At 68.7% G+C, this 22969-nt stretch carries 19 protein-coding genes; 4 read left to right on the top strand and 15 right to left on the bottom strand.

All coding sequences use genetic code 11. The features are described 5' to 3' along the window. Window positions 1-5: 5 nt before the first annotated feature. Entirely contained in the window at window positions 6-2633 is a 2628-nt protein-coding gene (locus tag SNE34_RS01925) for a TonB-dependent receptor (protein WP_332614192.1), read from the bottom strand. Window positions 2634-2914: 281 nt separating this feature from the next. On the opposite strand from SNE34_RS01925, the gene mutS reads away from it, so the two are divergent. From mutS to SNE34_RS01910, 3 genes are read left to right on the top strand one after another with little or no spacing between them, the layout of a single operon-like run. Next, window positions 2915-5452, top strand: a complete 2538-nt coding sequence (gene mutS / locus SNE34_RS01920) for a DNA mismatch repair protein MutS (RefSeq protein ID WP_332614601.1) — start codon at window positions 2915-2917, stop codon at window positions 5450-5452. A 5-nt stretch (window positions 5453-5457) separates the two neighbouring features. Then, window positions 5458-7617, top strand: coding sequence for a TonB-dependent receptor family protein (locus tag SNE34_RS01915; RefSeq protein ID WP_332614190.1), 2160 nt, complete (start codon window positions 5458-5460; stop codon window positions 7615-7617). A gap of 59 nt (window positions 7618-7676) precedes the next feature. Continuing rightward, window positions 7677-8294 carry a DUF937 domain-containing protein gene (locus SNE34_RS01910; RefSeq protein ID WP_332614189.1) on the top strand — a complete coding sequence of 206 codons (618 nt, stop codon included), beginning with the start codon at window positions 7677-7679 and terminating at the stop codon, window positions 8292-8294. A gap of 4 nt (window positions 8295-8298) precedes the next feature. On the opposite strand, the gene SNE34_RS01905 is transcribed toward SNE34_RS01910, so the two are convergent. The 6 genes from SNE34_RS01905 to ffh form a co-directional block, all read right to left on the bottom strand. Further along, window positions 8299-8703 carry an RNA-binding S4 domain-containing protein gene (locus tag SNE34_RS01905; protein WP_332614188.1) on the bottom strand — a complete coding sequence of 135 codons (405 nt, stop codon included), beginning with the start codon at window positions 8701-8703 and terminating at the stop codon, window positions 8299-8301. Window positions 8704-8775: 72 nt separating this feature from the next. Continuing rightward, the gene (gene rplS / locus SNE34_RS01900; RefSeq protein ID WP_332614186.1) at window positions 8776-9177 is read right to left on the bottom strand and encodes a 50S ribosomal protein L19; all 402 of its coding nucleotides are present in this window, start codon (window positions 9175-9177) and stop codon (window positions 8776-8778) included. 153 nt (window positions 9178-9330) lie between these two features. After that, window positions 9331-10080 carry a tRNA (guanosine(37)-N1)-methyltransferase TrmD gene (gene trmD, locus SNE34_RS01895; protein ID WP_332614184.1) on the bottom strand — a complete coding sequence of 250 codons (750 nt, stop codon included), beginning with the start codon at window positions 10078-10080 and terminating at the stop codon, window positions 9331-9333. 16 nt (window positions 10081-10096) lie between these two features. Then, a complete protein-coding gene (gene rimM, locus SNE34_RS01890) occupies window positions 10097-10612 on the bottom strand; it encodes a ribosome maturation factor RimM (RefSeq protein ID WP_332614182.1) in 516 nt (171 codons plus the stop codon). A 37-nt stretch (window positions 10613-10649) separates the two neighbouring features. Next, window positions 10650-10919, bottom strand: coding sequence for a 30S ribosomal protein S16 (gene rpsP, locus SNE34_RS01885; protein ID WP_332614180.1), 270 nt, complete (start codon window positions 10917-10919; stop codon window positions 10650-10652). A gap of 89 nt (window positions 10920-11008) precedes the next feature. Then, on the bottom strand, window positions 11009-12373 hold the full coding sequence (gene ffh / locus SNE34_RS01880; RefSeq protein ID WP_332614178.1) for a signal recognition particle protein: 1365 nt from the start codon (window positions 12371-12373) through the stop codon (window positions 11009-11011). Between the two features lie 182 nt (window positions 12374-12555). Here ffh and SNE34_RS01875 point away from each other — a divergent pair, with 182 nt between their 5' ends. After that, window positions 12556-13344, top strand: a complete 789-nt coding sequence (locus SNE34_RS01875) for a cytochrome C assembly family protein (protein ID WP_332614176.1) — start codon at window positions 12556-12558, stop codon at window positions 13342-13344. Here SNE34_RS01875 and SNE34_RS01870 read toward each other — a convergent pair whose 3' ends face one another. From SNE34_RS01870 to SNE34_RS01835, 8 genes are all read right to left on the bottom strand, one after another. Next, window positions 13345-15243, bottom strand: a complete 1899-nt coding sequence (locus SNE34_RS01870; protein ID WP_332614173.1) for a putative bifunctional diguanylate cyclase/phosphodiesterase — start codon at window positions 15241-15243, stop codon at window positions 13345-13347. Window positions 15244-15403: 160 nt separating this feature from the next. Continuing rightward, window positions 15404-16828 carry a DNA repair protein RadA gene (gene radA / locus SNE34_RS01865; protein ID WP_332614171.1) on the bottom strand — a complete coding sequence of 475 codons (1425 nt, stop codon included), beginning with the start codon at window positions 16826-16828 and terminating at the stop codon, window positions 15404-15406. Between the two features lie 169 nt (window positions 16829-16997). Continuing rightward, entirely contained in the window at window positions 16998-18302 is a 1305-nt protein-coding gene (locus SNE34_RS01860) for a type II toxin-antitoxin system HipA family toxin (protein WP_332614169.1), read from the bottom strand. Continuing rightward, a complete protein-coding gene (locus tag SNE34_RS01855; protein WP_332614167.1) occupies window positions 18299-18649 on the bottom strand; it encodes a helix-turn-helix domain-containing protein in 351 nt (116 codons plus the stop codon). Before SNE34_RS01855 ends, SNE34_RS01860 begins: the two co-directional genes overlap by 4 nt. A 189-nt stretch (window positions 18650-18838) precedes the next feature. After that, on the bottom strand, window positions 18839-20116 hold the full coding sequence (locus tag SNE34_RS01850) for a nucleotide sugar dehydrogenase (protein ID WP_332614165.1): 1278 nt from the start codon (window positions 20114-20116) through the stop codon (window positions 18839-18841). Between the two features lie 33 nt (window positions 20117-20149). Next, on the bottom strand, window positions 20150-20614 hold the full coding sequence (locus tag SNE34_RS01845) for a VanZ family protein (protein ID WP_332614163.1): 465 nt from the start codon (window positions 20612-20614) through the stop codon (window positions 20150-20152). Window positions 20615-20672: 58 nt separating this feature from the next. Next, window positions 20673-21806, bottom strand: coding sequence for a HupE/UreJ family protein (locus tag SNE34_RS01840; protein ID WP_332614161.1), 1134 nt, complete (start codon window positions 21804-21806; stop codon window positions 20673-20675). After that, entirely contained in the window at window positions 21803-22930 is a 1128-nt protein-coding gene (locus SNE34_RS01835; protein WP_332614159.1) for a tetratricopeptide repeat protein, read from the bottom strand. Before SNE34_RS01835 ends, SNE34_RS01840 begins: the two co-directional genes overlap by 4 nt. Window positions 22931-22969 lie beyond the last annotated feature (39 nt).

Genomic DNA, 22969 nt, shown 5'->3' with positions numbered 1-22969 from the left:
CGCCGTCAGTAGCGCACTCGCATGGTCACGCCGTAGGTACGCGGCGCGCCAGGAAAGGCGTTCCACGCACCGGCCTGCAAGGGCGCGTCGAAGCCGACCTGGATATATTCCTCGTCGGTCAGGTTCTCCGCCCACAGCTCCAGCATCCAGCTCTGGTCACGGGCGCCGATGCCGAGTCGCGCGTTGGCAACGGTGTAGGCGTCCTGCGCCTTCTGCGGATCGAGGTCGGAGCCGGTGTTGAAGTCGGAGGTGTACTTGGCACCGATGTTGAAGCGACCCAGCAGGTTGTTGCCGATGTCCTGCTCCCATGTCAGCGAACCGGTGGCCGACCACAACGGCGCGAAGCTGGCGTGGTTGCCGGGCAGCAGGAACAGGTCGGCATCCGGCAGCGGATCGTTGCCGTACTGGGTGTCCGCATACATCACCCCGCCCTGCAGCAACAGGCCATCGAGGCCGGTCTGCCAGATCATCTCGGCGTCGATGCCCTGCGACACCACTTCCGGGATCGCCCGCACCACGAAACTGGTGCCGAGGAAGCTGTTGAGCTGGAAGTCGGTGTAGGTCTGGTGGAACAGGGTTGCATTGAGCAAAAGATTGCCATCGGCCCAGGTGGTCCGCGCGCCGAGCTCGTAGCTGTCGACGAACTCGCCCGGGAACGAGGTGTCGTCGACCGGGGTGATGCCGGCGGTGCCGCTGGACAGGCCGTTGGACGACTGCACCCGGTCGAGGTTGAAGCCACCGGCCTTGTAGCCGCGCGCAGCCGAGACATAGGTCATCACCTGCTCGCTCCAGCGGTAGGCCGCCTTCAGCGTCCCCGACCACTCGGTCTCCTCGTGCTCCTGGTGGGTGACCCGGCCGTCGTGCAGCGCGTTCGCCCACGGCAGGCACATGAAGCCGGCGACCTGCGGCGTGACTGCACCGAGGATCTGCGCCTGCACTTCCGGCGGCAACGCCGCCAGCGGCACCCCGCGCGCAGTCAACGCAGCGGCGACGCGGCCGGCCGGGTTCGCCAGCACCGAGCCGCAGCCGACGCTGCCGTTGGGGTTGCTGTAGATCGCATCGAGGGTCTTGTCCTCCCGGGTCGCGCGCAGGCCAAGGGTCAGGTCGAGCGCATCGGTCGCGTGCCAGGTGTTGTTGGTGAACAACGCCAGGCTGCGCGAGCTCTGTTCGTAGGTGTCGAGTGAACCTAGCCCGTCGAAGTTGCTGCCGAATGGCTGGCCGCTGACCTGCGACAGGAACAACGCAGGGTTGGACTGGTCGACCATGATGCCCATCGGTCCCAACTGCGCGGCGAGCCCGCCGAGCACCTGGCCGCCGACGAGCGTCGACAGGTACGGCTCGTAGGCCGCGCCGATGCGGTATGAATCGTGGCGGTCGAGGTCCTCGTCGGCATAGAACATCCCGACCATCCAGTCGACGCTGTCGGTAGCGCCGGTCAGGCGGAACTCCTGGCTGAAGGTATCGAAGCCGGTGAACGATTCGTCGGGATCGTTTTCGCGATACAGCACATCGGCGGCACTGAAATCGAAGTCCAGGCCGTTGACCGCCTCCCAGGTGCGGAAGGCGGTGATTGAGGTCAACTCGGCGTCACCAAACCATGGCGAAATCCAGTTCGCCTCGGCCGAAATGCCCTTGTCCTCGATCTCCTGCTCGGTGCCGCGATTGCTGTAGGCGACCCGCGCGAATGGGTCGACAGTCGGGCTGACCCCCTCCCCGCCGGCCAGTGCGTTGATCACCTGCATCGGGGCGTTGAACGGCAGTCCCGGGGTGTTCTCGCGGGCGATGGTGACGCCGGTGCAGCAGTTCTCGTCGCGGCTGGTGTAATCGGCGATGAAGTTGATGTCGAGGTTGTCGGTCGGCTCGACCAGCAACTGGCCGCGCAGCGAGTGGAAGTTCTGGTCGTAATCCTCGGTCTCGTCGCGCGGGCCGGCGCCGGTGCGAACCTCCATGAAGCCGTCGCGCTTGCGCTTGGCGGCATAGATGTTGAAGGCGGCGTTGTCGCCGATCGGGCTGTTGAGCGAGGCGGACGCACCCAGGGCGTTGTAGTTGCCGACCGTCAGCTCGCCCTCGACCGACTGGGTGTAGCTGGGCCGACGGGTGACCACGTTGATGACACCGGCCGACGTGTTCTTGCCGAACACCGTGCCCTGCGGACCCTTCAACACCTCGATGCGCTGGATCTGGCCGAGGTCGCCGAAGCCGACGCCGTTGCGCGGCCGGTACACGCCGTCGATCACCACGCCGACCGACGACTCCAGCCCGGGATTGTCGCCGACAGTACCGATGCCGCGGATGCGCGCAGTGGTCTGCACGGCGCTCTGGGTGCTGGTGACGGTCAGCCCCGGCACCAGCAGTTGCAGGTCCTTGATGTCGCGCACACCGGTGTCCTGCAGCAACTGCTCGGGCAACACGGTGATCGCGATCGGCACGTCCTGCAGTGCCTCCTCGCGCTTCTGCGCGGTGACGGTGATGCCCGCCAAAGTGGTGGTCTCCGGGTCTTCGCCCGTTGGCGCGACACTCGGCGTCTCCTGCGCTTGCCGCACCTCCTGTGCGCGGAGTTGCCCCGTGCCGGCGACCAGTGCCGCGGCCACCGCCAAAACCAGTACGTTCCGATCCAGTCCGCTCGAACCCATTGCGACTCTCCCCAGAGGTGTGCGCAAGAACATGGCAAGGACTAACGTTTTTGAACCCCGGCGGAGGATGTCCGCGACCGCCACAACGAGACGGCTGGCACAGAACCTACACGGTGGCGTATGGCAACGCATGCGGCGCTGCAACAGCCGCAGGGAAACCGGAGCCGGCTGGCATACTGTGGGCATCGAGCGCTCCGCCTCAACGCATTCCCGAACGAACATCCGTGCCCCAGTCCAGCCCTGCTGCAACCGCCCGCGACACCGACGCGCACACCCCCCTCATGCGCCAGTTCTTCACCGCCAAGGCGGAGCACCCGGACGTGCTGCTGTTCTTCCGCATGGGCGATTTCTACGAGCTGTTCTACGACGACGCGCGCAAGGCGGCGAAGCTGCTCGACATCACCCTGACCCAGCGCGGCAGCTCGGCTGGCCAGCCGATCCCGATGGCCGGGGTGCCGCACCACGCTGCCGAGGGCTATCTGGCGCGGCTGGTGGCGCTGGGCGAGTCGGTCGCGATCTGCGAGCAGATCGGCGACCCCGCGGCGAGCAAGGGCCTGGTCGAACGCAAGGTGGTGCGCATCGTCACCCCCGGCACGGTCACCGACGAGGCGCTGCTGAGCGAGCGTCGCGACACCCTGCTGCTGGCGATATCGCGCAACAAGGTCGGGTTCGGGCTGGCTTGGGCGGACCTCGCCGGTGGTCGGTTCCTGGTCAACGAGGTCGCCAGCGAGGACGCGCTCGAAGCCGAACTCGCGCGGCTGGAGCCGGCCGAAACCCTGTGCGCCGACGAGGACGGCTGGCCGGCGTTCGTGGTCGAGCGCAGCGGCCTGCGCCGACGTGCGCCGTGGCTGTTCGACGCCGACAGCGGCCGGCGCCAGTTGCTGAAATTCTTCGGCCTGCACGACCTGACCGGTTTCGGCCTGGACGAACGGCCGCTGGCGATTTCCGCGGCTTCCGCATTGCTCGGCTACGTCGAGGAAACCCAGAAGCAGCGCCTGCCGCACCTGACCTCGATCGCGATCGAATCGGGCGACGGTGCGATCGCAATGAACGCCGCGACCCGGCGCCACCTCGAACTCGACACCCGCGTCGACGGCGACATCCGCCACACCCTGCTCGGCGTGCTCGACTCCACCGTGACCCCGATGGGCGGGCGCCTGCTGCGGCGCTGGCTGCATCGCCCGCTGCGCGACCGCCCGAGCCTGCGCCGGCGCCACCAGGCGGTCGAAACCCTGCTCGACTCGACCGCCGGCGACGACCTGCGCAAGCAGTTCCGCGCGCTCGGCGACGCCGAACGCATCCTCACCCGCATCGCCCTGCGCAGCGCCCGCCCGCGCGACCTGTCGACCCTGCGCGACGGGCTGGGCCTGTTGCCGGCGCTGCGCGAGTTGCTGCGCCCGTTCGATTCGCCGCGACTGGACGAACTGGCGGACGAACTCGGCGAGCACGACGAACACGCCCATCTGCTGCGTTCGGCGATCGTCGAGCAGCCGCCGCTGCTGGCCCGCGACGGCGGCGTGTTCGCCGAAGGCTACGACGCCGAACTCGACGAGCTGCGCACGCTGTCTTCGACCGCCGACCAGTTCCTGGTCGACCTCGAGGCGCGCGAGCGCGAGGCCAGCGGCATCGCCACGCTGAAGGTCGGCTACAACCGCGTGCACGGCTACTACCTCGAGGTCAGCAAGGCCCATGCCGCCAGGGCGCCGACCCATTACAGCCGCCGCCAGACCCTCACCAACGCCGAGCGTTACATCACCGAGGAGCTCAAGCAGTTCGAGGACAAGGTGCTGTCGGCGCGCGAACGCGCCCTCGCCCGCGAACGGCTCCTGTACGAACAATTGCTCGACGTACTCGGCGAGCGGCTGGAACCGCTGAAACGCTGCGCCGCCGCGCTGGCCGAACTCGACGTGCTGGCCGGGCTGGCCGAGCGCGCCCAGGCGCTCGACTGGTCGCGACCGCAGTTGTCGGACGAGCCCGGCATCGACATCGAGCGCGGCCGCCATCCGGTGGTCGAGGCGGTACGACGCGAGCCGTTCGAGCCCAACGACCTGGTGCTGCACGACAACCGCCGGATGCTGGTGATCACAGGCCCCAACATGGGCGGCAAGAGCACCTACATGCGGCAGAACGCGCTGATCGTGCTGCTCGCCCACATCGGCAGCTTCGTGCCGGCGTCGCGCGCGGTGGTCGGCCCGATCGACCGCATCCTGACCCGCATCGGCGCCGGCGACGACCTCGCCCGCGGGCAGTCGACCTTCATGGTCGAGATGAGCGAGACCAGCTACATCCTGCACCACGCCACCGAGCAGTCACTGGTGCTGATGGACGAGATCGGCCGCGGCACCTCGACCTACGACGGCCTGGCACTGGCCGAGGCGTGCGCCAGGCACCTCGCCCATGCGAACCGCGCGTACACCTTGTTTGCGACCCATTATTTCGAGCTGACCACGCTGGCCGAGCCGGGTTCGGGCATCGCCAACGTCCACCTTGACGCGGTCGAACACGGTGACTCGCTGGTGTTCATGCATGCGGTCAAGGATGGCCCGGCCGACCGCAGCTTCGGCCTGCAGGTCGCGGCGCTCGCCGGGCTGCCACGGTCCGTGGTCAACCAGGCGCGCGGACGGCTGGCCGAACTCGAACAGCACAGTCGCGACGCGCCAAAGCCGTCGATGGCCGCCGCCGCGCTCGACCAGCCGCAGCAGATCGGATTGTTCGCTCCCGCCTCCGCCGCGCTCGAGGCACTCGCCGCACTGGACCCCGACGAGTTGACACCCAAGCAGGCGCTGGAAGCGTTGTATCGGCTGAAATCGTTGGGGTAATGTCCATGCGACCCTCCCTGCTCGCGCTGGCCGTGGCGATCGTCGCCCCCATCCCCGGCATGGCGCAGGCGCCGGACACCGCCACCGCACTCGACCCGGTGGTGGTGACCGCGACCCGCTCGCCCGACGACGCCCTGCTGGTACCCGCCGCGATCGACGTCATCGATGCCGACGAAATCGGCCGCGCGCAGCCGAAAATCGACCTGTCCGAATCGTTGCACCGGGTCCCTGGCGTGGTCGCCCGCGACCGCCAGAACTATGCGCAGGACCTGCAGATCTCGATCCGCGGCTTCGGCGCGCGGGCCACGTTCGGGGTGCGCGGGGTGCGGCTGTACACCGACGGCATCCCGGCGACGATGCCCGATGGGCAGGGCCAGGTCTCGCACTTCCCGCTGGAGTCGGCCGGCCGCATCGAGGTGCTGCGCGGGCCGTTCTCGGCGCTGTACGGCAACGCCTCGGGAGGCGTCATCTCGCTGTTCACCGCCGCCGCGCCGGACGCGCCGCTGCTGCGGGCGGGCGTGGTGGCCGGCGACGACGGTCTGTGGAAATCGTCGCTGTCGTTCCACACGCCGTGGGGCCGGCGCGAACCGGGGGCGCGCGAATCTGGGCAACCCGCCGACGGCGACTTCCTGCTCGACCTGGTCGACATCGAGTCCGACGGCTACCGCGAACACAGCGCCGCGACCCGACGCAGCGGCCAGGCGCTGCTGCGCGGCACGCTGGCCAGCGACGGCCGCTACACCCTGCTGCTCAACAGCCTTGACCTGCAGGCGCAGGACCCGCAGGGCCTGACCGCGGAGCAGTTGCGCGGCGACCGCCGCGCCGCCAGCGACGGCGCCCTGGCGTTCGACATCGACAAGTCCGTCCGCCAGCACCAGCTCGGCGCGCGGATCGAACAGCCGCTGTCGGACGACCATGCACTGTCGGTGACCGCGCACGGCGGCAACCGCCAGACCGCGCAGATCCTGTCGGTGCCGGTGGTAGTGCAACGCGAAAATGCGCTGCACAACGGCGGGGTGATCGACCTGGATCGAGACTACTTCGGCATCGACGGCCGCTGGCGTTGGACGACGCAGTTGTGGGATCGCCCGTTCGCGCTGACCACCGGGGTCGAATACGCGGTCGCCGACGAACACCGCCTGGGCTTCGAGAACTTCATCGGCGAGCGCCTCGGCGTGGTCGGCGCGCTGCGGCGCGACGAGCGCAACCGGGTCACCGGTCGCGACGTCTACGTGCAGGCCGACTGGGAGCCGGCCGAGCGCTGGCACGTCAACGTCGGCGCCCGGCGCAGCCAGGTGCGGTTCCGCTCGCGGGACCGCTTCATCACCGACATCAATCCCGACGACAGCGGCCAGCTGGAATACTCGCGCACCTCACCGGTGGCCGGCGTGCTGTTCCGCGCAACCGACTGGCTCAGCGTGTATGCCAACGCCGGCGGCGGCTTCGAGACCCCGACCTTTTCCGAACTGGCCTACCGCAGCGATGGCCTCGGCGGCCTCAACGACGCCCTGCGACCGGCGCGCAGCCGCAACCACGAACTCGGCCTGCGCGCCCGCCGCGAACGCCTGCAGTACTCCGCCGCGTTGTTCCAAAGCCGCACCGAGGACGAACTGGTGGTGGTCGCCAACGACGGCGGCCGCAGCATCTACGACAACGCGGGCGCCTCGCGCCGACGCGGCCTCGAACTCGCTGCAGCGGGCGCGCTGTCGCCCCACTGGCACCTCGCCGGCAGCTACACCTTCCTCGACGCCCGCTACCTGAGCGACTTCGCCGTCTGCGCGCAGCCGCCCTGCGCCGACAAGGATCGCCTGATCGAGGCCGGCCGCCACATCCCCGGCCTGTCGCGCCATTTCGCCTGGACCGAACTGCGCTGGAGTCCGACCGCGGGCACCGACATTCTGCTCGACGGCCGCTTCGTCGATCGCGTCTACGTCGACGACGGCAACACCGAGGCCGCGCCCGCGTACATGCGTTTCGATCTCGCCGCCGAGCGCCGGTTCGACGCCGGCGGACTGGAATGGCGCGGCTTCGTCCGCATCAATAATCTGTTCGACCGCGACATCATCGGCTCGGTCATCGTCAACTCCGGCGGCGGGCGCTATTACGAGCCCGCACCGGGCCGCAACTGGTTGATCGGGGTCAGCGCCAGCCACTCGTTCGACTAAGGGGGAGCCTGGTCCGGTTTGGCGCTAGGATCGAGGATCCCACATCGGACGGATTCGCCATGGCCAACTCCCTGACCAACGACTTGATGCACCAGTTGCAAGGCCAGCCGCTGCAGCAGATGAGCCAGCAACTTGGGCTGGAACCCGGGGAGGCCGCCAACGCGGTGTCGGCCGCGCTGCCGCTGCTGATGGGCGCGCTCGGCCGCAATGCCAGCCAGCCACAGGGAGCGCAAGCGCTGTTCGGCGCATTGCAGAAGGACCATGCCGGGCTCGATCTGGGGTCGGTGCTGGGCTCGGTGCTGGGCGGTGGCGGCCAGGGTGAGGGCAGCAACATCCTCGGCCACGTATTCGGCGCGCGCGAGCAGGCCGCCGCCCAGGGCCTGGGTGCGGCGACCGGGATGGGCGGCGACCGTGCGAATGCCTTGCTGAAGATGCTCGCGCCGATCGTCATGGCCTACCTGGCCAAGCGCATGCTGGGCGGCGGGGGCGGCAACGCCCAGGCCGCAAGCCCGCAAGCGCTGGGCGAGGTACTCGGACAGGAGCAGCAACAGCTCCGCCAGCAGGGCGGTCTCGGCGGCGGCTTGCTGGGCGCGGTGCTGGATCGCGACGGCGACGGCGATGCCGATGTCTCCGATCTGCTGAAGCTCGGCGGTTCGATCTTTACCGGCGGACGCTGAGGCCTCAGGACGCGTCGATGTCACCCAGCGCCCGGATCAGCCGGCGGGCGCGCTTGTCGGGCTTGGTCTCGGGCGGCTGGTAACCGGCCCGTTCGGCGGCCCGCAGCGCGCGAAGGCGCTCGCGCGCGGCGCGCGAGGCCTCCGATTCCTCATACAGGGTCCGAGCCACGCTGGCCGGACCGCGCTTGTCGGCTAGCGCCGCCACCGCGACCTCGAACAGTTCCTCACCGCGGCCGATGCGCAGGGCGTTGCCGACCCGCAACGTCCGCGACGGCTTGGCGCGCTGGCCGTCGACCTCGACCTTGCCGGTCTCGATCGCCTGCTTGGCGAGTGCGCGCGTCTTGTAGAACCGCGCGGCCCAAAGCCACAGGTCGAGGCGCACAGTTGCAGTGGTGTCGGATTCGGTCATGCGTAAACCGGTTTTACAAACGCAAACGGCCGCCCTTGCGGGGCGGCCGTCGTGGCGCAACGGTGCGGCGAATTACTTCGCGGCGGCCGCGTCGGCCTTGGCCTTGGCGTAGGCGGCCAGGTCTTCCTTGATGCGCGCCTTCTTGCCTTCCAGGCCACGCAGGTAATAGAGCTTGCCGGCGCGGACCTTGCCGCGGCGCTTCACCTCGACCGAGTCGATGATCGCGCTGTGGCTCTGGAACACGCGCTCGACGCCGAAGCCGTGCGAGATCTTGCGCACGGTGAAGGCCGAGTTCAGGCCCGCGTTCTTCATCGCGATGACCACGCCTTCATAGGCCTGGACGCGCTCGCGGTTGCCTTCCTTGACCTTGACGTTGACGACGACGGTGTCGCCCGGGCTGAAGTCGGGCAGCTGGCGCGTGACCTGTTCGGATTCGAAGTTCTGCAGCAGCGTGGAGAGCGAGGGCTTGTTCATGATCTTGGACCTGGTTGGTGGCCTTTTGGCCTGCCTGTTGGATTCGTTGTAGCGCGAGTGCACGTGGACCCGCGTCTGGCATCGGTGGAGCTGGGCGGAACTAAGCCGCGAATTATAGCGGCATTTTCCCTTGTGTGGCCAGTAGTTGGCGGATTATTCCGCCTCGCCACCCTGCCCTGCCCGCCACTCGGCCAGCAGCTTGCGGTCCGCCTTGGACAGTGCCTGCTCGTCCAGCAGCTCCGGGCGCCGCTGCGCGGTACGGGCCAGCGACTGCTGGCGGCGCCAGCGGGCGATCTCGGCGTGGTTGCCCGACATGAGTACCGGCGGAACCGTCCCCAGCTCGTGCTCGACCGGGCGGGTGTAGTGCGGGCAGTCCAGCAGGCCGCCCTCGAAACTGTCCTGGGCGGCCGATTCGGCGTGGTTGAGCGCGCCGTCCTGCAATCGGGTGATGGCATCGACCAGCACCGCCGCGGCCAGCTCGCCACCGGACAGCACGTAGTCGCCGATGGAAATCTCCTCGTCGACCTCGGCGGCGATCAGGCGTTCGTCGACGCCCTCGTAGCGGCCGCACAGCAGCACCAGGCGCTCATGGCCGGCCAGTTCACGCACCTTGGCCTGGGTCAGCGGCGCACCCTGCGGGCTCAGGTAGATGGTCCGGCTCGGCGCCGGGTCAGCCGCGCGGGCGGCCTGCAGGCTGGCGCGCAGCGGATCGACCAGCATCACCATGCCCGGGCCGCCACCGAAAGGACGGTCGTCGACCCGGCGGTAGCTGCCCTCGGCAAAATCGCGCGGGTTCCAGCGGTGCAGTTCCAACAGGCCACGCTCACCCGCCCGCCCGGTCACGCCAAACGCGGCGCACTGGGCAATGAACTCGGGGAACAGGCTGATGACGTCGATGCGCATGGTCGCGACCGGCCCGCTAGAAATCGGGGTCCCAGTCGACCGTGACCACCCCGGCATCGAGGTCGATCGCGGTCACGTACTGCGGCTGGACGAACGGGATCATGCGCTCGCGCTCGTCGTCGCGGGCGACCAGCACGTCGTTGGCACCGGTGGCGAACAGGTGCGAGACGGTGCCCAGCGCGACGCCGTCGACGGTCACCACGCGCAGGCCTTCGAGGTCGGCCCAATAGAACTCGCCGGGCTTGGCTGGCGGCAAGGCGTCGCGCGGGACGTGGATCTCCAGCCCTTGCAGGGCTTCGGCGGCGGTGCGGTCGGCAACATCGGGAAACGTCGCGACCACGTGCTTGCCGGTTTCGCGGCCACGCACGCCGCTGATCTCGCGCTCGCGCCCCTGGGCATCGCGCAAGGTCCATGGCTGGTAACGGAAGATCGCGTCGCGCGGCTCGGTCCAGGACTCGAGCTTGACCTCGCCACGCAAGCCAAGGGCGCCGGCAACCTTGCCGAGAAGGATGCGGCGCCCTGGATCGTTCATGTCGTCATTCGGCCGCGCACGGGGCGCGGCCTGCAGGTCAGGCGGCAGTCGCCGGCGCGTCGGCCGACTTCAGCGCTTCCTTGTACAGCACGGCGACCTTGTCGGTCAGCTGCGCGCCGTGGCCCAGCCAGTGCTGGACGCGCGCGGTGTCAAGCTCGACGCGCTTCTCGGCGCCGGCGGCCACCGGGTTGTAGAAACCGACGCGCTCGATGTTGCGGCCGTCGCGGGCGCTGCGGCTGTCGGTAACGATGATGTGGTAGAAGGGACGCTTCTTGGCGCCGCCGCGGGTCAGTCGAATCTTGACCATGGGTTTGCTTTCCTGTGTTGCCCAGCCGTCGGAATGACGGGGTAAGCCGGTAAGTATAGGGGAATTTTCTGGGATTTTGTAGGAGATCCCTAGAACGGCATGCCGCCGCGGCCGCCCATCATTCCCTTCATCCCGCGCATCATGCCCTTCATGCCGCCGCGGCCCAGCTTCCCCATCATCTTCTCCATCTGCTGGTACTGCTTCATCAGCTTGTTGACATCGGCCGGGGTCATGCCGGAGCCAGCGGCGATGCGCTTGCGGCGCGAACCGTTCAGCAAGGCCGGGTTGCGGCGCTCCTTCAGGGTCATCGAGTTGATGATGGCGACCAGCCGCGGGACCTCCTTGCCGGTCACCTGGGCCTTCACCGAGTCGGGGATCTGCCCCATGCCGGGCAGCTTGTCCATCAGGCCGCTGATGCCGCCCATGCTCTGCATCTGCTCGAGCTGGTCCTTCATGTCGTTGAGGTCGAACTTCTTGCCCTTGGCGACCTTCGCCGCGAGCTTGGCGGCCTTGTCCTGGTCGACCTGCTGCTCGACCTGTTCGACCAACGACAGCACGTCGCCCATGTCGAGGATGCGGCTGGCGACGCGGTCGGGGTGGAACACGTCGAGGCCATCGGGCTTCTCGCTGACGCCGATGAACTTGATCGGCTTGCCGGTCACGTAGCGCACCGACAGCGCCGCGCCGCCGCGGGCGTCGCCGTCGGTCTTGGTCAGGACCACGCCTGTCAGCGGCAACGCCTCGCCGAACGCCTTGGCGGTGACCGCCGCGTCCTGGCCGGTCATCGAGTCGACCACGAACAGGGTCTCGGCCGGATTGACGGCGGCGTGCAGCGTCTTGATCTCCGCCATCATCGCCTCGTCGATCGCGAGGCGGCCGGCGGTATCGACGATCAGCACGTCGGCGAACGACTTGCGCGCGTCGTCGATCGCGGCGCGGACGATGGCCTCCGGCTTCTGGTCGGCCTGCGACGGGAAAAACAGCACGTCGACCTGCTCGGCCAGCGTTTTCAGCTGCTCGATCGCGGCCGGCCGGTAGACGTCGGCCGACACCACCATGACCTTCTTCTTGCGCTTGTCCTTCAGGTGCTTGGCAAGCTTGGCCACGGTGGTGGTCTTGCCCGCGCCCTGCAGGCCCGCCATCAGGATCACCGCCGGCGCCGGCACGTTGAGGTTGAGGTCGCTGGCCTGCGCGCCCATGACCGCGGTCATCTCGTCGCGCACGATCTTGATCAAGGCCTGGCCCGGGGTCAGCGACTTGAGGACTTCCTGGCCGACCGCGCGGACCTTGATCCGCTCGATCATCGCCTGCACCACCGGCAAGGCAACGTCGGCCTCAAGCAGGGCGATGCGGACTTCGCGCAGCGCTTCCCGGATGTTCTCCTCGGACAGGCGGCCGCGGCCGCGCAGGCGCTCGATGGTGCCGGACAGGCGCTGGGTCAGGGATTCGAACATGGGGCGGAGACCTGCGGAGCTGGGAAAATCGGTTGCGAAGTATAGCCCGCGAGGGTTCCGCGGCGTCCGGGCCTAGGGCCTTTGTAGGAGCGGCTTCAGCCGCGATCTGGAATCGTTCGCCCGCGCCGACTTCCGATCGCGGCTGAAGCCGCTCCTACAGGGAAGCGTGCGACACTCAGGCGATGACAATCGTTCTCATCGCGACTGCGCTGTATCTGCTTGCTGCCGGGCTGTTGGTCGTCGACCTGCGGCACGACAGAGCCCGCGGGCACACATGGTTGCTGCCGGCGGGGCTGGCGGTGGCGTTGCACGCCGCCGCCCACCTTCTGGCATGGCGTGGCAGCGGCGGCACCGACATGCATTTCTTCGCGGCGCTGTCGCTGGTCGGACTCGGGATGGCTGCAATGACGACGGCGGTCGGCGCGTCGGGACGCATGCGCGCGCTGGGCGTGGTGGTGTTTCCGCTGGCGGCGCTGGCCCTGGTCGGCTACCAGTCCTACGGCCACGTGCCGCCGGAACCGCTGGGCTGGCGCCTGCAACTGCACGCCTGGACCGCTCTGCTCGCCTACGCGACGCTGGCGATTGCCGCATTGCTGGCGCTGATGCTGTGGCTGCAGGAGCGCGCCCTGCGCCGCCGCGAGTTCCACAGCTGGCGACGCGCACTGCCGCCTCTGGTCGAACTGGAAACCCTGCTGTTCCGGACCATCGGCGTGGGTTTCATATTGCTCACCGCGACCCTGTTGACCGGCGCGCTGTTCGTCGCGGACATGTTTGCCCAGCACCTGGCCCACAAGACCGTGCTCAGCGTGCTGTCGTGGCTGGCGTTCGGCGCCCTGCTGCTGGGCCGCTGGCGCTACGGCTGGCGGGGTGCGACGGCGGTGCGCTGGACCCTGGCTGCCATGGCACTGTTGGTGCTGGCGTTCTTCGGCAGCAAGTTCGTTCTGGAACTGGTACTCGGCCGGGCCGACTGACTACCCGGCCGCTCCTTCCCGGGCCAGCAGCCGCAAGGCCTCGGCCGCGGACACCGGCGGCGCGAACAGATACCCTTGGGCCTCGACGCAGCCCAACTGGGCCAGTTCCTCGGCCTGCGCCGCGGTTTCCACGCCTTCGGCGATCACCTGCAGATCCAGGCTGCGGCCAAGTTCGAGGATCGCGCGGATGATGGCCCGGGCACTGCGTCGATTCTCACCGGCCAGGTCGGCGACGAAGCCGCGGTCGATCTTCAAGGCCGTCACCGGCAGCCGCCCCAGGCTCGCAAGCGACGAATAACCGCTGCCGAAATCGTCGATCGCGATCCGCAGGCCTGGAACCGTCTCGCGCAGCCGCGCGAGGGTTCGCGATGCCTGCTCGATGTCACGCATCAGCGAGCTCTCGGTGATCTCGATCTCGACCCGTTGCGCGTCCTCGCCAACGGCATCCAGCATCGCCAGCAGGCGTGCAATCAACGCCTCGTCGCGCAGGTCGACGGCGTCCAGGTTGACCGACAACCGGCAGTCGGGACCCTGCGTCCGCCACTGCGCCAGATCGGCAAGCGCGTGCGACAGGATGTTCAGGTCGATGGCGCCGATCATCCCGCTGCGTTCCGCCAGCTCGAGGAAGTCACCCGGCGACAGCAAGCCACGGCGCGGATGATGCCAGCGGGCCAGCGCCTCGAAGCCGATCACCCGTCCCGAGGGCAGCGCGACCCGTGGCTGGTACAGCGGGCGGATCTCGTCGCGCTCCAGCGCCAGGCGCAGGTCGTGGCGCATCTGCAGCGTCGCCCGGCTGTCGCGGGTCATCCGCGAGTCGAAGAACGCAAACCGGTTCTTGCCTTCGGCCTTGGCCGCATACATCGCGGTGTCGGCCTGGCGCAGCAATGTTTCCGCATCGGCGCCGTCGTCCGGATACAAGGTCACGCCGACGCTCATGCGCAAGGCAAAACTCGTCCCGCACACCTCGGCGGGCTCCAGCATCGCGTCGAACAAGCGCCCGATCAGTTGCGACAACGACGCCAGTCCCTGCGTTTCCACCACTGCAACGAACTCGTCGCCGCCCAACCGCGCGATGATGTCGCTCGATCGCAGGGCGCCGACGATGCGTGATGCCGCCCGCACCAGGATCTCGTCGCCCGCGGAGTGGCCGTAGCTGTCGTTGACCAGCTTGAAATCGTCCAGGTCGATGACGATCACCGCCAGCCGGGTGCCTTCGCGCCCGCCACGTTCCAGCGCGTGGTGCAGCTGCTCGCCGAGGAACCGGCGATTGCCCAGGCCGGTGAGCGGATCGCGGAACGCCAGTTCGATCAATTGCTCGGCCATTTCCCGGGCGCGGAACGCGTTGGAAAACATCTGCCCGACCAACCGCAATCCCAGCAGGATCTCCGACGGCCAATGGCGTTCGCATCGGACCGAGTCGAAACCGATGAAACCGTCGGGATGCCCGGCGTCGCCAAACGGCACCAGGACCAGCGACTGGATGCCTTCGCGGGCGAACTCGGCGCGCTCGGTGGCCGCTTCATCGGGCAGCGCCGCGACCACCGGGACGTGTACCGCGCGGCCGGCCGAGAGTTGCTGCAACAACCACGGAAAATGGTCGATCGGCACCGCCTGCAGGTGCTCGGACTCGCGGCTGATGCCCTCTTCGACCCATTCGTGGGTGTTGCTTTGCAGGGTGCGTTCGGCGTTATAGCGGAACAGGTAGGCGCGATCGACATCGAACGACCGGCCAATCCGGCCAAGGGCCTGTTCGATCAGCCGGTCGAGGCGCTCGGGAGCGGCGTGGATGAGCTCGGTAGACAGTTCCGCGACCAGTCGCTCGAACGCCAGCCGTTGCTCGAAGCGGTTCTGGTAATCGCCGACGGCGCCGTCTTCCGGAAGCGAGCGGGTGTCCTCCATGAATACACGTTCCTGACAAAGCCGATCGGGCATCGTTGCACCTGCCTGCAGCGAGCAATGCCCCTGCACACTACCACCACGACGGGCCGATCCAGCCTGCCTCCTCGGCGATCTGACACGCTGCCGCCTTGCCCCGTTATCGGCACCCGGCTCCCATGCTTCAGTCCCCGGCGGCTTCCAATGCCTCGGCCAGGCGCTCGACTGCGATCACCTTCATCTCGCCGACACGGCCGCTCTTGGGCGCGTTGCCCTTGGGCACGATCGCGCGCTTGAAACCGTGGGTCGCGGCCTCCTTCAAGCGGTCCTCGCCGTTGGGCACCGGGCGGATCTCGCCGGACAGGCCGACCTCGCCGAACGCGATGGTCTGCTCCGCCATCGGCCGGTCGCGCAGCGACGACAGCACCGCCAGCAGCACCGGCAGGTCAGCCGCGGTCTCCTGCACGCGGATGCCGCCGACGATGTTGACGAACACGTCCTGGTCGCCGACGCCGATCCCGCCGTGCCGGTGCAGCACTGCCAACAGCATCGCCAGCCGGTTCTGCTCCATGCCGACCGCGACCCGCCGCGGGTTCGACAACGGCGAGGAGTCGACCAGCGCCTGCACCTCGACCAGCAACGGGCGGGTGCCTTCGCGCGTCACCATCACGCAGCTGCCGGGTTGCGGGCTGGCACTGCCGGACAGGAAGATCGCCGACGGGTTCGGGACCTCGCGCAGGCCCTTGTCGCCCATCGCGAACACGCCCAGCTCGTTGACCGCGCCGAAGCGGTTCTTGAACGCGCGCAACACCCGGAACCGGCTGCCGCTCTCGCCCTCGAAATACAGCACCGCGTCGACCATGTGCTCGAGCACGCGCGGGCCGGCGATGCCGCCCTCCTTGGTCACGTGGCCGACCAGGAACACCGCGGTGCCGGTCTCCTTGGCGTAGCGCACCAGCCTCGCCGCTGACTCGCGGACCTGGCTGACCGAGCCCGGCGCGGCGGTCAGGCTTTCGGTCCACAGCGTCTGCACTGAGTCGGCGACGATCAGGCCGGGGCTGGTCGCAACCGCCTGCTCGAGGATCTTTTCGACCCCGGTCTCGGCCAGCGCGTTGACGCCGTCCAGCGGCAAGCCCAGGCGCGCGCCGCGGCCGGCGACCTGCGCCAGCGATTCCTCGCCGGTGACGTACAGCGCCGGCAGGGACGCGGCCATCTTCGCCACCGCCTGCAGCAGCAGGGTCGACTTGCCGATACCAGGGTCGCCGCCGACCAACACCACCGCGCCCTGCACCAGGCCGCCGCCCAGCACCCGATCGAGCTCGCCGATACCGGTCGAAACCCGCGCATGCTCGGTGTGGACGACGTCCTTGAGCGCCGTGACCTTGGGCGCGTCGACCTTGCCGGCCCATCCGCTGCGCCGCGATGCGCCGGCACCGCCGGCCTTCATCGCCGCCGCCGACTCGATCACGAACTCGCTCAGCGAATTCCACGCCGCGCACTCGTCGCACTGGCCCTGCCACTTGTTGTGGTCGGCACCGCACTCGGAGCAGACGTAGGCGACCTTGGCTTTGGCGGCGGGCTTGGCTGGTTTGCTGGAGAACGAGGACATGGGTGGCATCGGAGCGGACCAGCCGCAACTGTAGCGGCAGGCGGTCGCATGGCGGGAGATTCGGGAGGCGTCGGGCCTTCTGTAGGAGCGGCTTCAGCCGCGATGTGGAACCGTTCGCCCGCGCCGACTCCACATCGCGGCTGAAGCCGCTCCTACAAAAGCCCGCATATCAGGCCAGGTCGATGCGCTGGGTCCCGGCAATCTGGTCGCGCCACTGTGGCGACAGGCCGGCTTCGTCGGCAAACTCAGACCACCGCTTCATCGCCGCCACCACCTCGTCCAGTATCGCCTCGGCACGACCGCGCTTGAGCGACGCCACCCGCCCGCAGGCGCGGAAATCCTCGCGGTCGAAACCGTCGCGCTTGCCATTCATCGTCATCTGGTGGCGCGCGGTCCACAGCCCGGCCGGGTTGAAGCTCCAGGTCATGTCGAACGCCGGCGACAGCGACCAGCGCCCGGCGCGGTCCATCAGGAACGCGATGTTCTTGACGTGGTCGTCCTGGTTGCGGCCGACGATGTTGAACGCCATCCGCCGGAACTGCTGCTCCACCGCCGCCATCGGCAGGCCCAGCTGGCGGATCACCATCAACGCCTGTTCGTAGCTGTAGGCGCCGGCGGCGTTGAAGTCGTAATGGGCGAGGCCGCACAGCGACTGCATGTGCAACTTGCCGCCGCGCCCGTCGCGGTCGAATCGGCGGGTCATGAAGTGGCGCCGGCCGTTCTCCTCCAGCAGCCGGCAATCGCTCATCTCGACCCCGGCCGCGCGCGCCATCAGGTGGTAGGCGTACTCGATGACGCCGTAACCGCGCGGGTCTTCCAGCTCCTTGTCGCGGTTGCCGGACACCCCGTCGAGCTTCAGCAGCCAGTGCTCGAAGCCCTCGCCGACCCCGGCCTGGCCCGAGCGCACCTCCTGGGTTTGCGGATTCCAGGCGATCAATGCCTTGGCCCGCGCACCCGCGGCCGAGGTGCCGACCCGCAGGATCTGGCGAAGCGCGTGCGCGCGCCCCTCATCGGCGAACGAGGCCTGCAGGTCGCCGCGATGGCTGAGCACCTCCGACGCCAGCGCGACCAGCGCATCGACCTCGATCCGGTTGTCGGCGCGCCCGTCCGGGCCGCTCGCCGGGGCGAACTCCAGCGCACCCATGCCGCGCGCGCCGATGTAACACAGCCGTTCGACCGCGTTGAACGAGTCCGGCGTGCGCCCCTGCCCGGCCAGCCACGCATCGATCAACGTGTTGCCGAACTTGTCCGGCAGCGAGTCGGCAAGCAGGCCCGGCAAGCCGTGGAAGGTAGCCCGTGGCAGCGCCGGGAACGAGTACACCGTCGCCGCCAGCGGCATCACCAGCGGCGCCACCTCGATGCCACTGCCGACGAACTCGCGCGCGTACTGGAACTCGGCGACGTCGCGGCCATCGGCAAGGGTCACCGCGCCGATCGTCCGCCCCCACAGCCGCACCTCGGCCAGCGTGGTCACGGCTCATCGCCCCAGCGCCACGGCCGCGCGGTCGCTTCGCCGACACTGGTGCGCGGGGCCCGTTGCCGGGTCTTGCCCTCTCGGCGCAATACGTCCATCGGCCCGGGACCGGTCGACGGTAGTAACGCCTCCAGCGCATCGAGCAGCTGCAGCACCCGCAATACGCGCACGAGGTTGGGCGACTGCACCGGCTCGCCGGCTTCAAGCCGCTCCAGCGTGCGTTTGGACACGCCGGACTGCTCGGCGGCGTCGGCCTGGGTCAGGCCCATGGCGATCCGGCGTGCCGCCAAGCGTGCGCCGAGGGATTGCAGTATTGCGGTATCGGTGAGGCCGGGAGTGATTTTCATGTCGTCGCTAATGTCGAATAAGCGAGGAATATCGCGATAATTCGTAATTAATGACGAGTTCTACGCCACTTGCTTCGCCAAGTCAACTCGCAACAAATGACGAGTTGCGAAGATCCCTGTAGGAGCGGCTTTAGCCGCGATCTGGAATCGGCGCGGGCGAACGGTTTCTGATCGCGGCTAAAGCCGCTCCTACAAACGCCCGTCGACTATCGCGTCGGGTAGCGCCGCCTTGACGTCATACACCACGCAATCAGGCTTGCCGAACGCGAGGATCGCGTCCGCACCCATCCCCCGGAACCGCGCGTGCGGCACCGCCAGCACGATCGCGTCGTACCTGCCCTGCCCCGGCGCCTCCACCAGCGACAGCCCGAACGCCGCCCGTGCCTCATCCGCATCGGCCCACGGGTCATGCACATCGACCTGCGCATGCGCCGCCTGCAGCTCGCGGACGATGTCGATCACCCGGGTGTTGCGCAGGTCCGGGCAGTCCTCCTTGAACGTCAGCCCCAGCACCAGCACCCGCGAGTCGACCACGTTGATCCGCTTGCCGGCCATCAATCGCAGCACCTGGTGGGCGACGTGCAACCCCATCCGGCTGTTGATCCGCCGCGCCGCCAAAATCAGCTCGGGGTGGTAGCCGAGCACCGTCGCCTTGTGGGTCAGGTAGTACGGATCGACACCGATGCAGTGGCCGCCGACCAGCCCCGGGGTGAACGGCAGGAAGTTCCACTTGGTCCCCGCCGCCGCCAGCACGTCGTGGGTGTCGATGCCCATCGCGTTGAAGATCATCGCCAGTTCGTTGATCAACGCGATGTTGACGTCGCGCTGGGTGTTCTCGATGACCTTGGCGGCCTCGGCCACCTTGATGCTCGGCGCCAGGTGGGTGCCGGCGGTGATGATGCGGTTGTACAGCGCGTCGACGAGCGCCGCCGCCTCCGGGGTCGAGCCCGAGGTGACCTTGGTGATCGTCGCCAGCCGCCGCTCGCGGTCGCCGGGATTGATCCGTTCCGGGCTGTAGCCGCAGAAGAAGTCGCGGTTGAACGCCAGCCCGGACTCGCGCTCCAGGATCGGCACGCAGACCTCCTCGGTGGTGCCGGGATACACGGTCGATTCGTAGATCACGATGTCGCCGCGCTTGAGCCGCGCGCCGATCATCGCGCTGGCCTGCTCCAGCGGCCGCAGATCGGGCCGGGTCGCCTCGTCGACCGGGGTCGGCACGGTGACGATGAAGACGTTGCAGCCGTCCAGCGCCTGCGGATCGTCGCCCAGAACCAGTCTCGATGCTTCGGCCAGCTCGACCGCCGACGCTTCGCCGGTCTGGTCGTCACCCCGACGCAGCGCATCGATCCGGCCCGCATCGATGTCGAAGCCGACGGTGTCGAACTCCCGGCCAAACGCTAGCGCAAGCGGCAGCCCGACGTAGCCAAGACCGATGACGCCCACCCGGGCGGAGTTGATCGACAGCATGAGCAGGCGCTACCCGGTGAAGTTGCGGGCACTCTAGCCTGAACGCGCCGGCCGCACGAACATCCGCGCCAGCAGCACGCCGACCGCGGCGCCGACCAGGTTGATGGCCACGTCACCCAGCCGCGGCTCGCGCCGGGAGGTCAACACTTGGGTCAACTCGGCCGCGACCGCCAGCACCATCAGCACCGCGACCCCGCGCCAGCCGCGCAGGTCGGGTCGCAGGGTCCAGAGCAACGCCGCCAGCGCCGCGAACGCGACGAAGTGGACGATGTCGGGCAAGGTCAGCGACATCGTCTGCGCCGCCGCCTGCAACGACTCCACTCGCTCACGCCCGGCAATGCGCCGCAGCACCCAGGTCGGCAGGAACAGCAGCGCCGAGATCGCCAACGCCGACCCCACCAGCACTGCTCGCGCGACGGGGCTGCTATGTCGACCGACCCACAGACTGACCACGATTACCAGTATCAGCAGCACCAAGGCGGCGAGGCTTGCGTACATGCGCTTCCGGGAACTTTGACGGCCGCCCAGTGTAGCTGCCGTCCGCGACCGCCACGACTCATCCGGCCAAACGCTGCCACAACCAGTAAGCCGCCATTACGGCGATCCCCAGCGACACCGCCGGCATCACGACCGCCGCATACCAGCGTCGGTGACGCAACACGAACAGCAGTGGCAACAGCGCGCAGACCACCGCGACCTGGCCGATCTCCACGCCGAGGTTGAAGCCCAGCAGCGACCACAACCGGGCGCCGTCGGGCAGCCCGAGTTCGCTGAGCGCGCCGGCGAAGCCGAAGCCGTGGATCAGCCCGAACACGAATCCGACCAGCCACAAGCGCCGCACCACCACCGGCCACACGTTGTTGAGCGCGGCGAGCAGCACGCTGGCGGCAATCGCGGCCTCGACCCAGCGCGAGGCCGGCGTCACCCAGCCCAGCGCAGCCAGGCTCAGGGTGATCGAGTGGGCGACGGTGAATGCCGTGGCGATCCCGAGGATATGCAGGAAGCCGCTCCGGAACCCCGGCGCCGGTTGCCAGCGGCCCTGGATCCGCAGCAAGGCGGCCGGCAGCAGCAGCGAAACCAGGAACGCAAGGTGGTCGTAGCCGATCAGGATGTGGTGGATGCCCTCGCGCAGGAAGGTGACAAATGGGCTGTCGAGCCACGACCCGCCGGCTGAGGCGCGTGGTCCGAGCGCAGCCCCGACCCGGGTGTGGCCCGCCCGCGCGATCGCGGTGGAAACCTCGCCGCCATGGCGGATCGTGACCAGCGCCCGATGCTGCGGGTCGCGGTTCATCAATACGGTGTAGAGCACCTGCAAACGTTCGGCCGACGGGCAGTCCGCGGCCAGTTGCACGGTCGCGTAGGCACCGTCGTCGTACTGGCGCGTCGCCAGTCCCGCCGGGTTCAACCCGCATTCGCCGCTCGGGGCCGAAAGCTCGAGCCCGGCCACCACCAGCGCTTCGATGTCGTCTCGTGCGGCGGTCAACTCGCCCCAGGTCACCTGCTCGTCGCGGTTGCGATCCAGTGGCACGCTGAGCGCGAGGTCGCGCAGCGACAGGTCCAGTTCGACCTGCAGCGGTGCATCGCTGTCAGCCGGCACCACGATGTCCAGGTGGCCGACCGACACCGTGTGCGCCGAGGCCGACAGGGCCACGGCCATCAGCAGCACGACCCAGCACGCGCGCGCCGTCATGCCTCGTCCTCGCCTGCGCCGGTTGCCGGCAGCTCCAGCGACTGCGATACGGCCCAGGCCCGCAGTTGCGCCAATGCCTCCGGCCGCCCGGCCGCGGCCGCCGCACGGCGCAACAGGTCGACGTCCTCCCGGTCGCGCTGACTATCGAAGTTCCGTTGCGCCAACGGCAGCGCTGCGGCGGAATCGTCGCGCAGGGTCAGCAGGAATTCGGCCTCGTCGCGCAGGTCGGGTTCGGCACCGATCGCGTGCGCCCGTCGATACAACCGCGCCAACGCTTCGATCAATGCCGGCGCCTGCGACAGCCCGGCGGCTTGCGCAGCGAGCGCACGCTCCAGTTGCAGGTGCTCGCTGACAGGGTTCTCCGGCAACAACGCGAAGGCTTCGTCCGCACGGCCGTCGCCGCGCAGGTGGCGGGAGTACGCCGCCAGCGTGCGCACGTCGTCGGGCGCCAATTCCAGCGCGCGACGAAACCACTCATCGGCATCGGCGTCCCCCGCATGCGAGGCTGCTTCCGCGCGCATCACCAGCGCGAAGCGGAGCGCATCGGGATCCCCGGCCGCCGCCAGTGCCAGCCAGCGATCGAGCAGTCGCGCCGCGGCCGCGGCCTCGCCACACCGCTGCGACAGCGCCGCCACGCACAGCAGCCCGCGCCCGCTGTCGACCCCGAACGCGAGCGCCGAGCAGTCCGCGCGGGCCTCGTCGAGCCGCCCCTGCACCAGCGACATCTGCGCGCGCGCCAGCAGTGCGTCGCCGTCGCGCGGGGCAATGGCGACCAACCGGTCGAGCCACTCGCGCGCCTTCTCGAAATCATGCCGGTACTGCGCCACGTAAGCTCGCGCACGCAACGCTGCCGGGGCGTTGCCGCCTTGTGGAAACCGCGCAAGCTCGCCTTCCGCACGCGCTACCAGCCGCGCATCGCCGGTGCGGGCGGCCGTCCTCAACAACGCCTCTATCCGCTCGAGCGATGCGGGCGCATCGCCGGCGCGAGGCATCAATTCCGCATAGCCCTCGGGCAATCGTTCCAGCACGGTCGCCGGATCGTCGGGCACCACCAGCGGCGGCCGCTGCGCGGCGGCGTCCAGAGATAGTGTGGCCAACACCAGTGCAAGCAGAACACGCAGCATCGCTACTCCTCCATGCGGCAGCCCGGCGACATCGATGCG

It is taken from the genome of Novilysobacter erysipheiresistens (assembly GCF_036663935.1).
GTDB lineage: Bacteria > Pseudomonadota > Gammaproteobacteria > Xanthomonadales > Xanthomonadaceae > Novilysobacter > Novilysobacter erysipheiresistens.
This window is presented reverse-complemented; position numbering and strand designations above follow the sequence as displayed.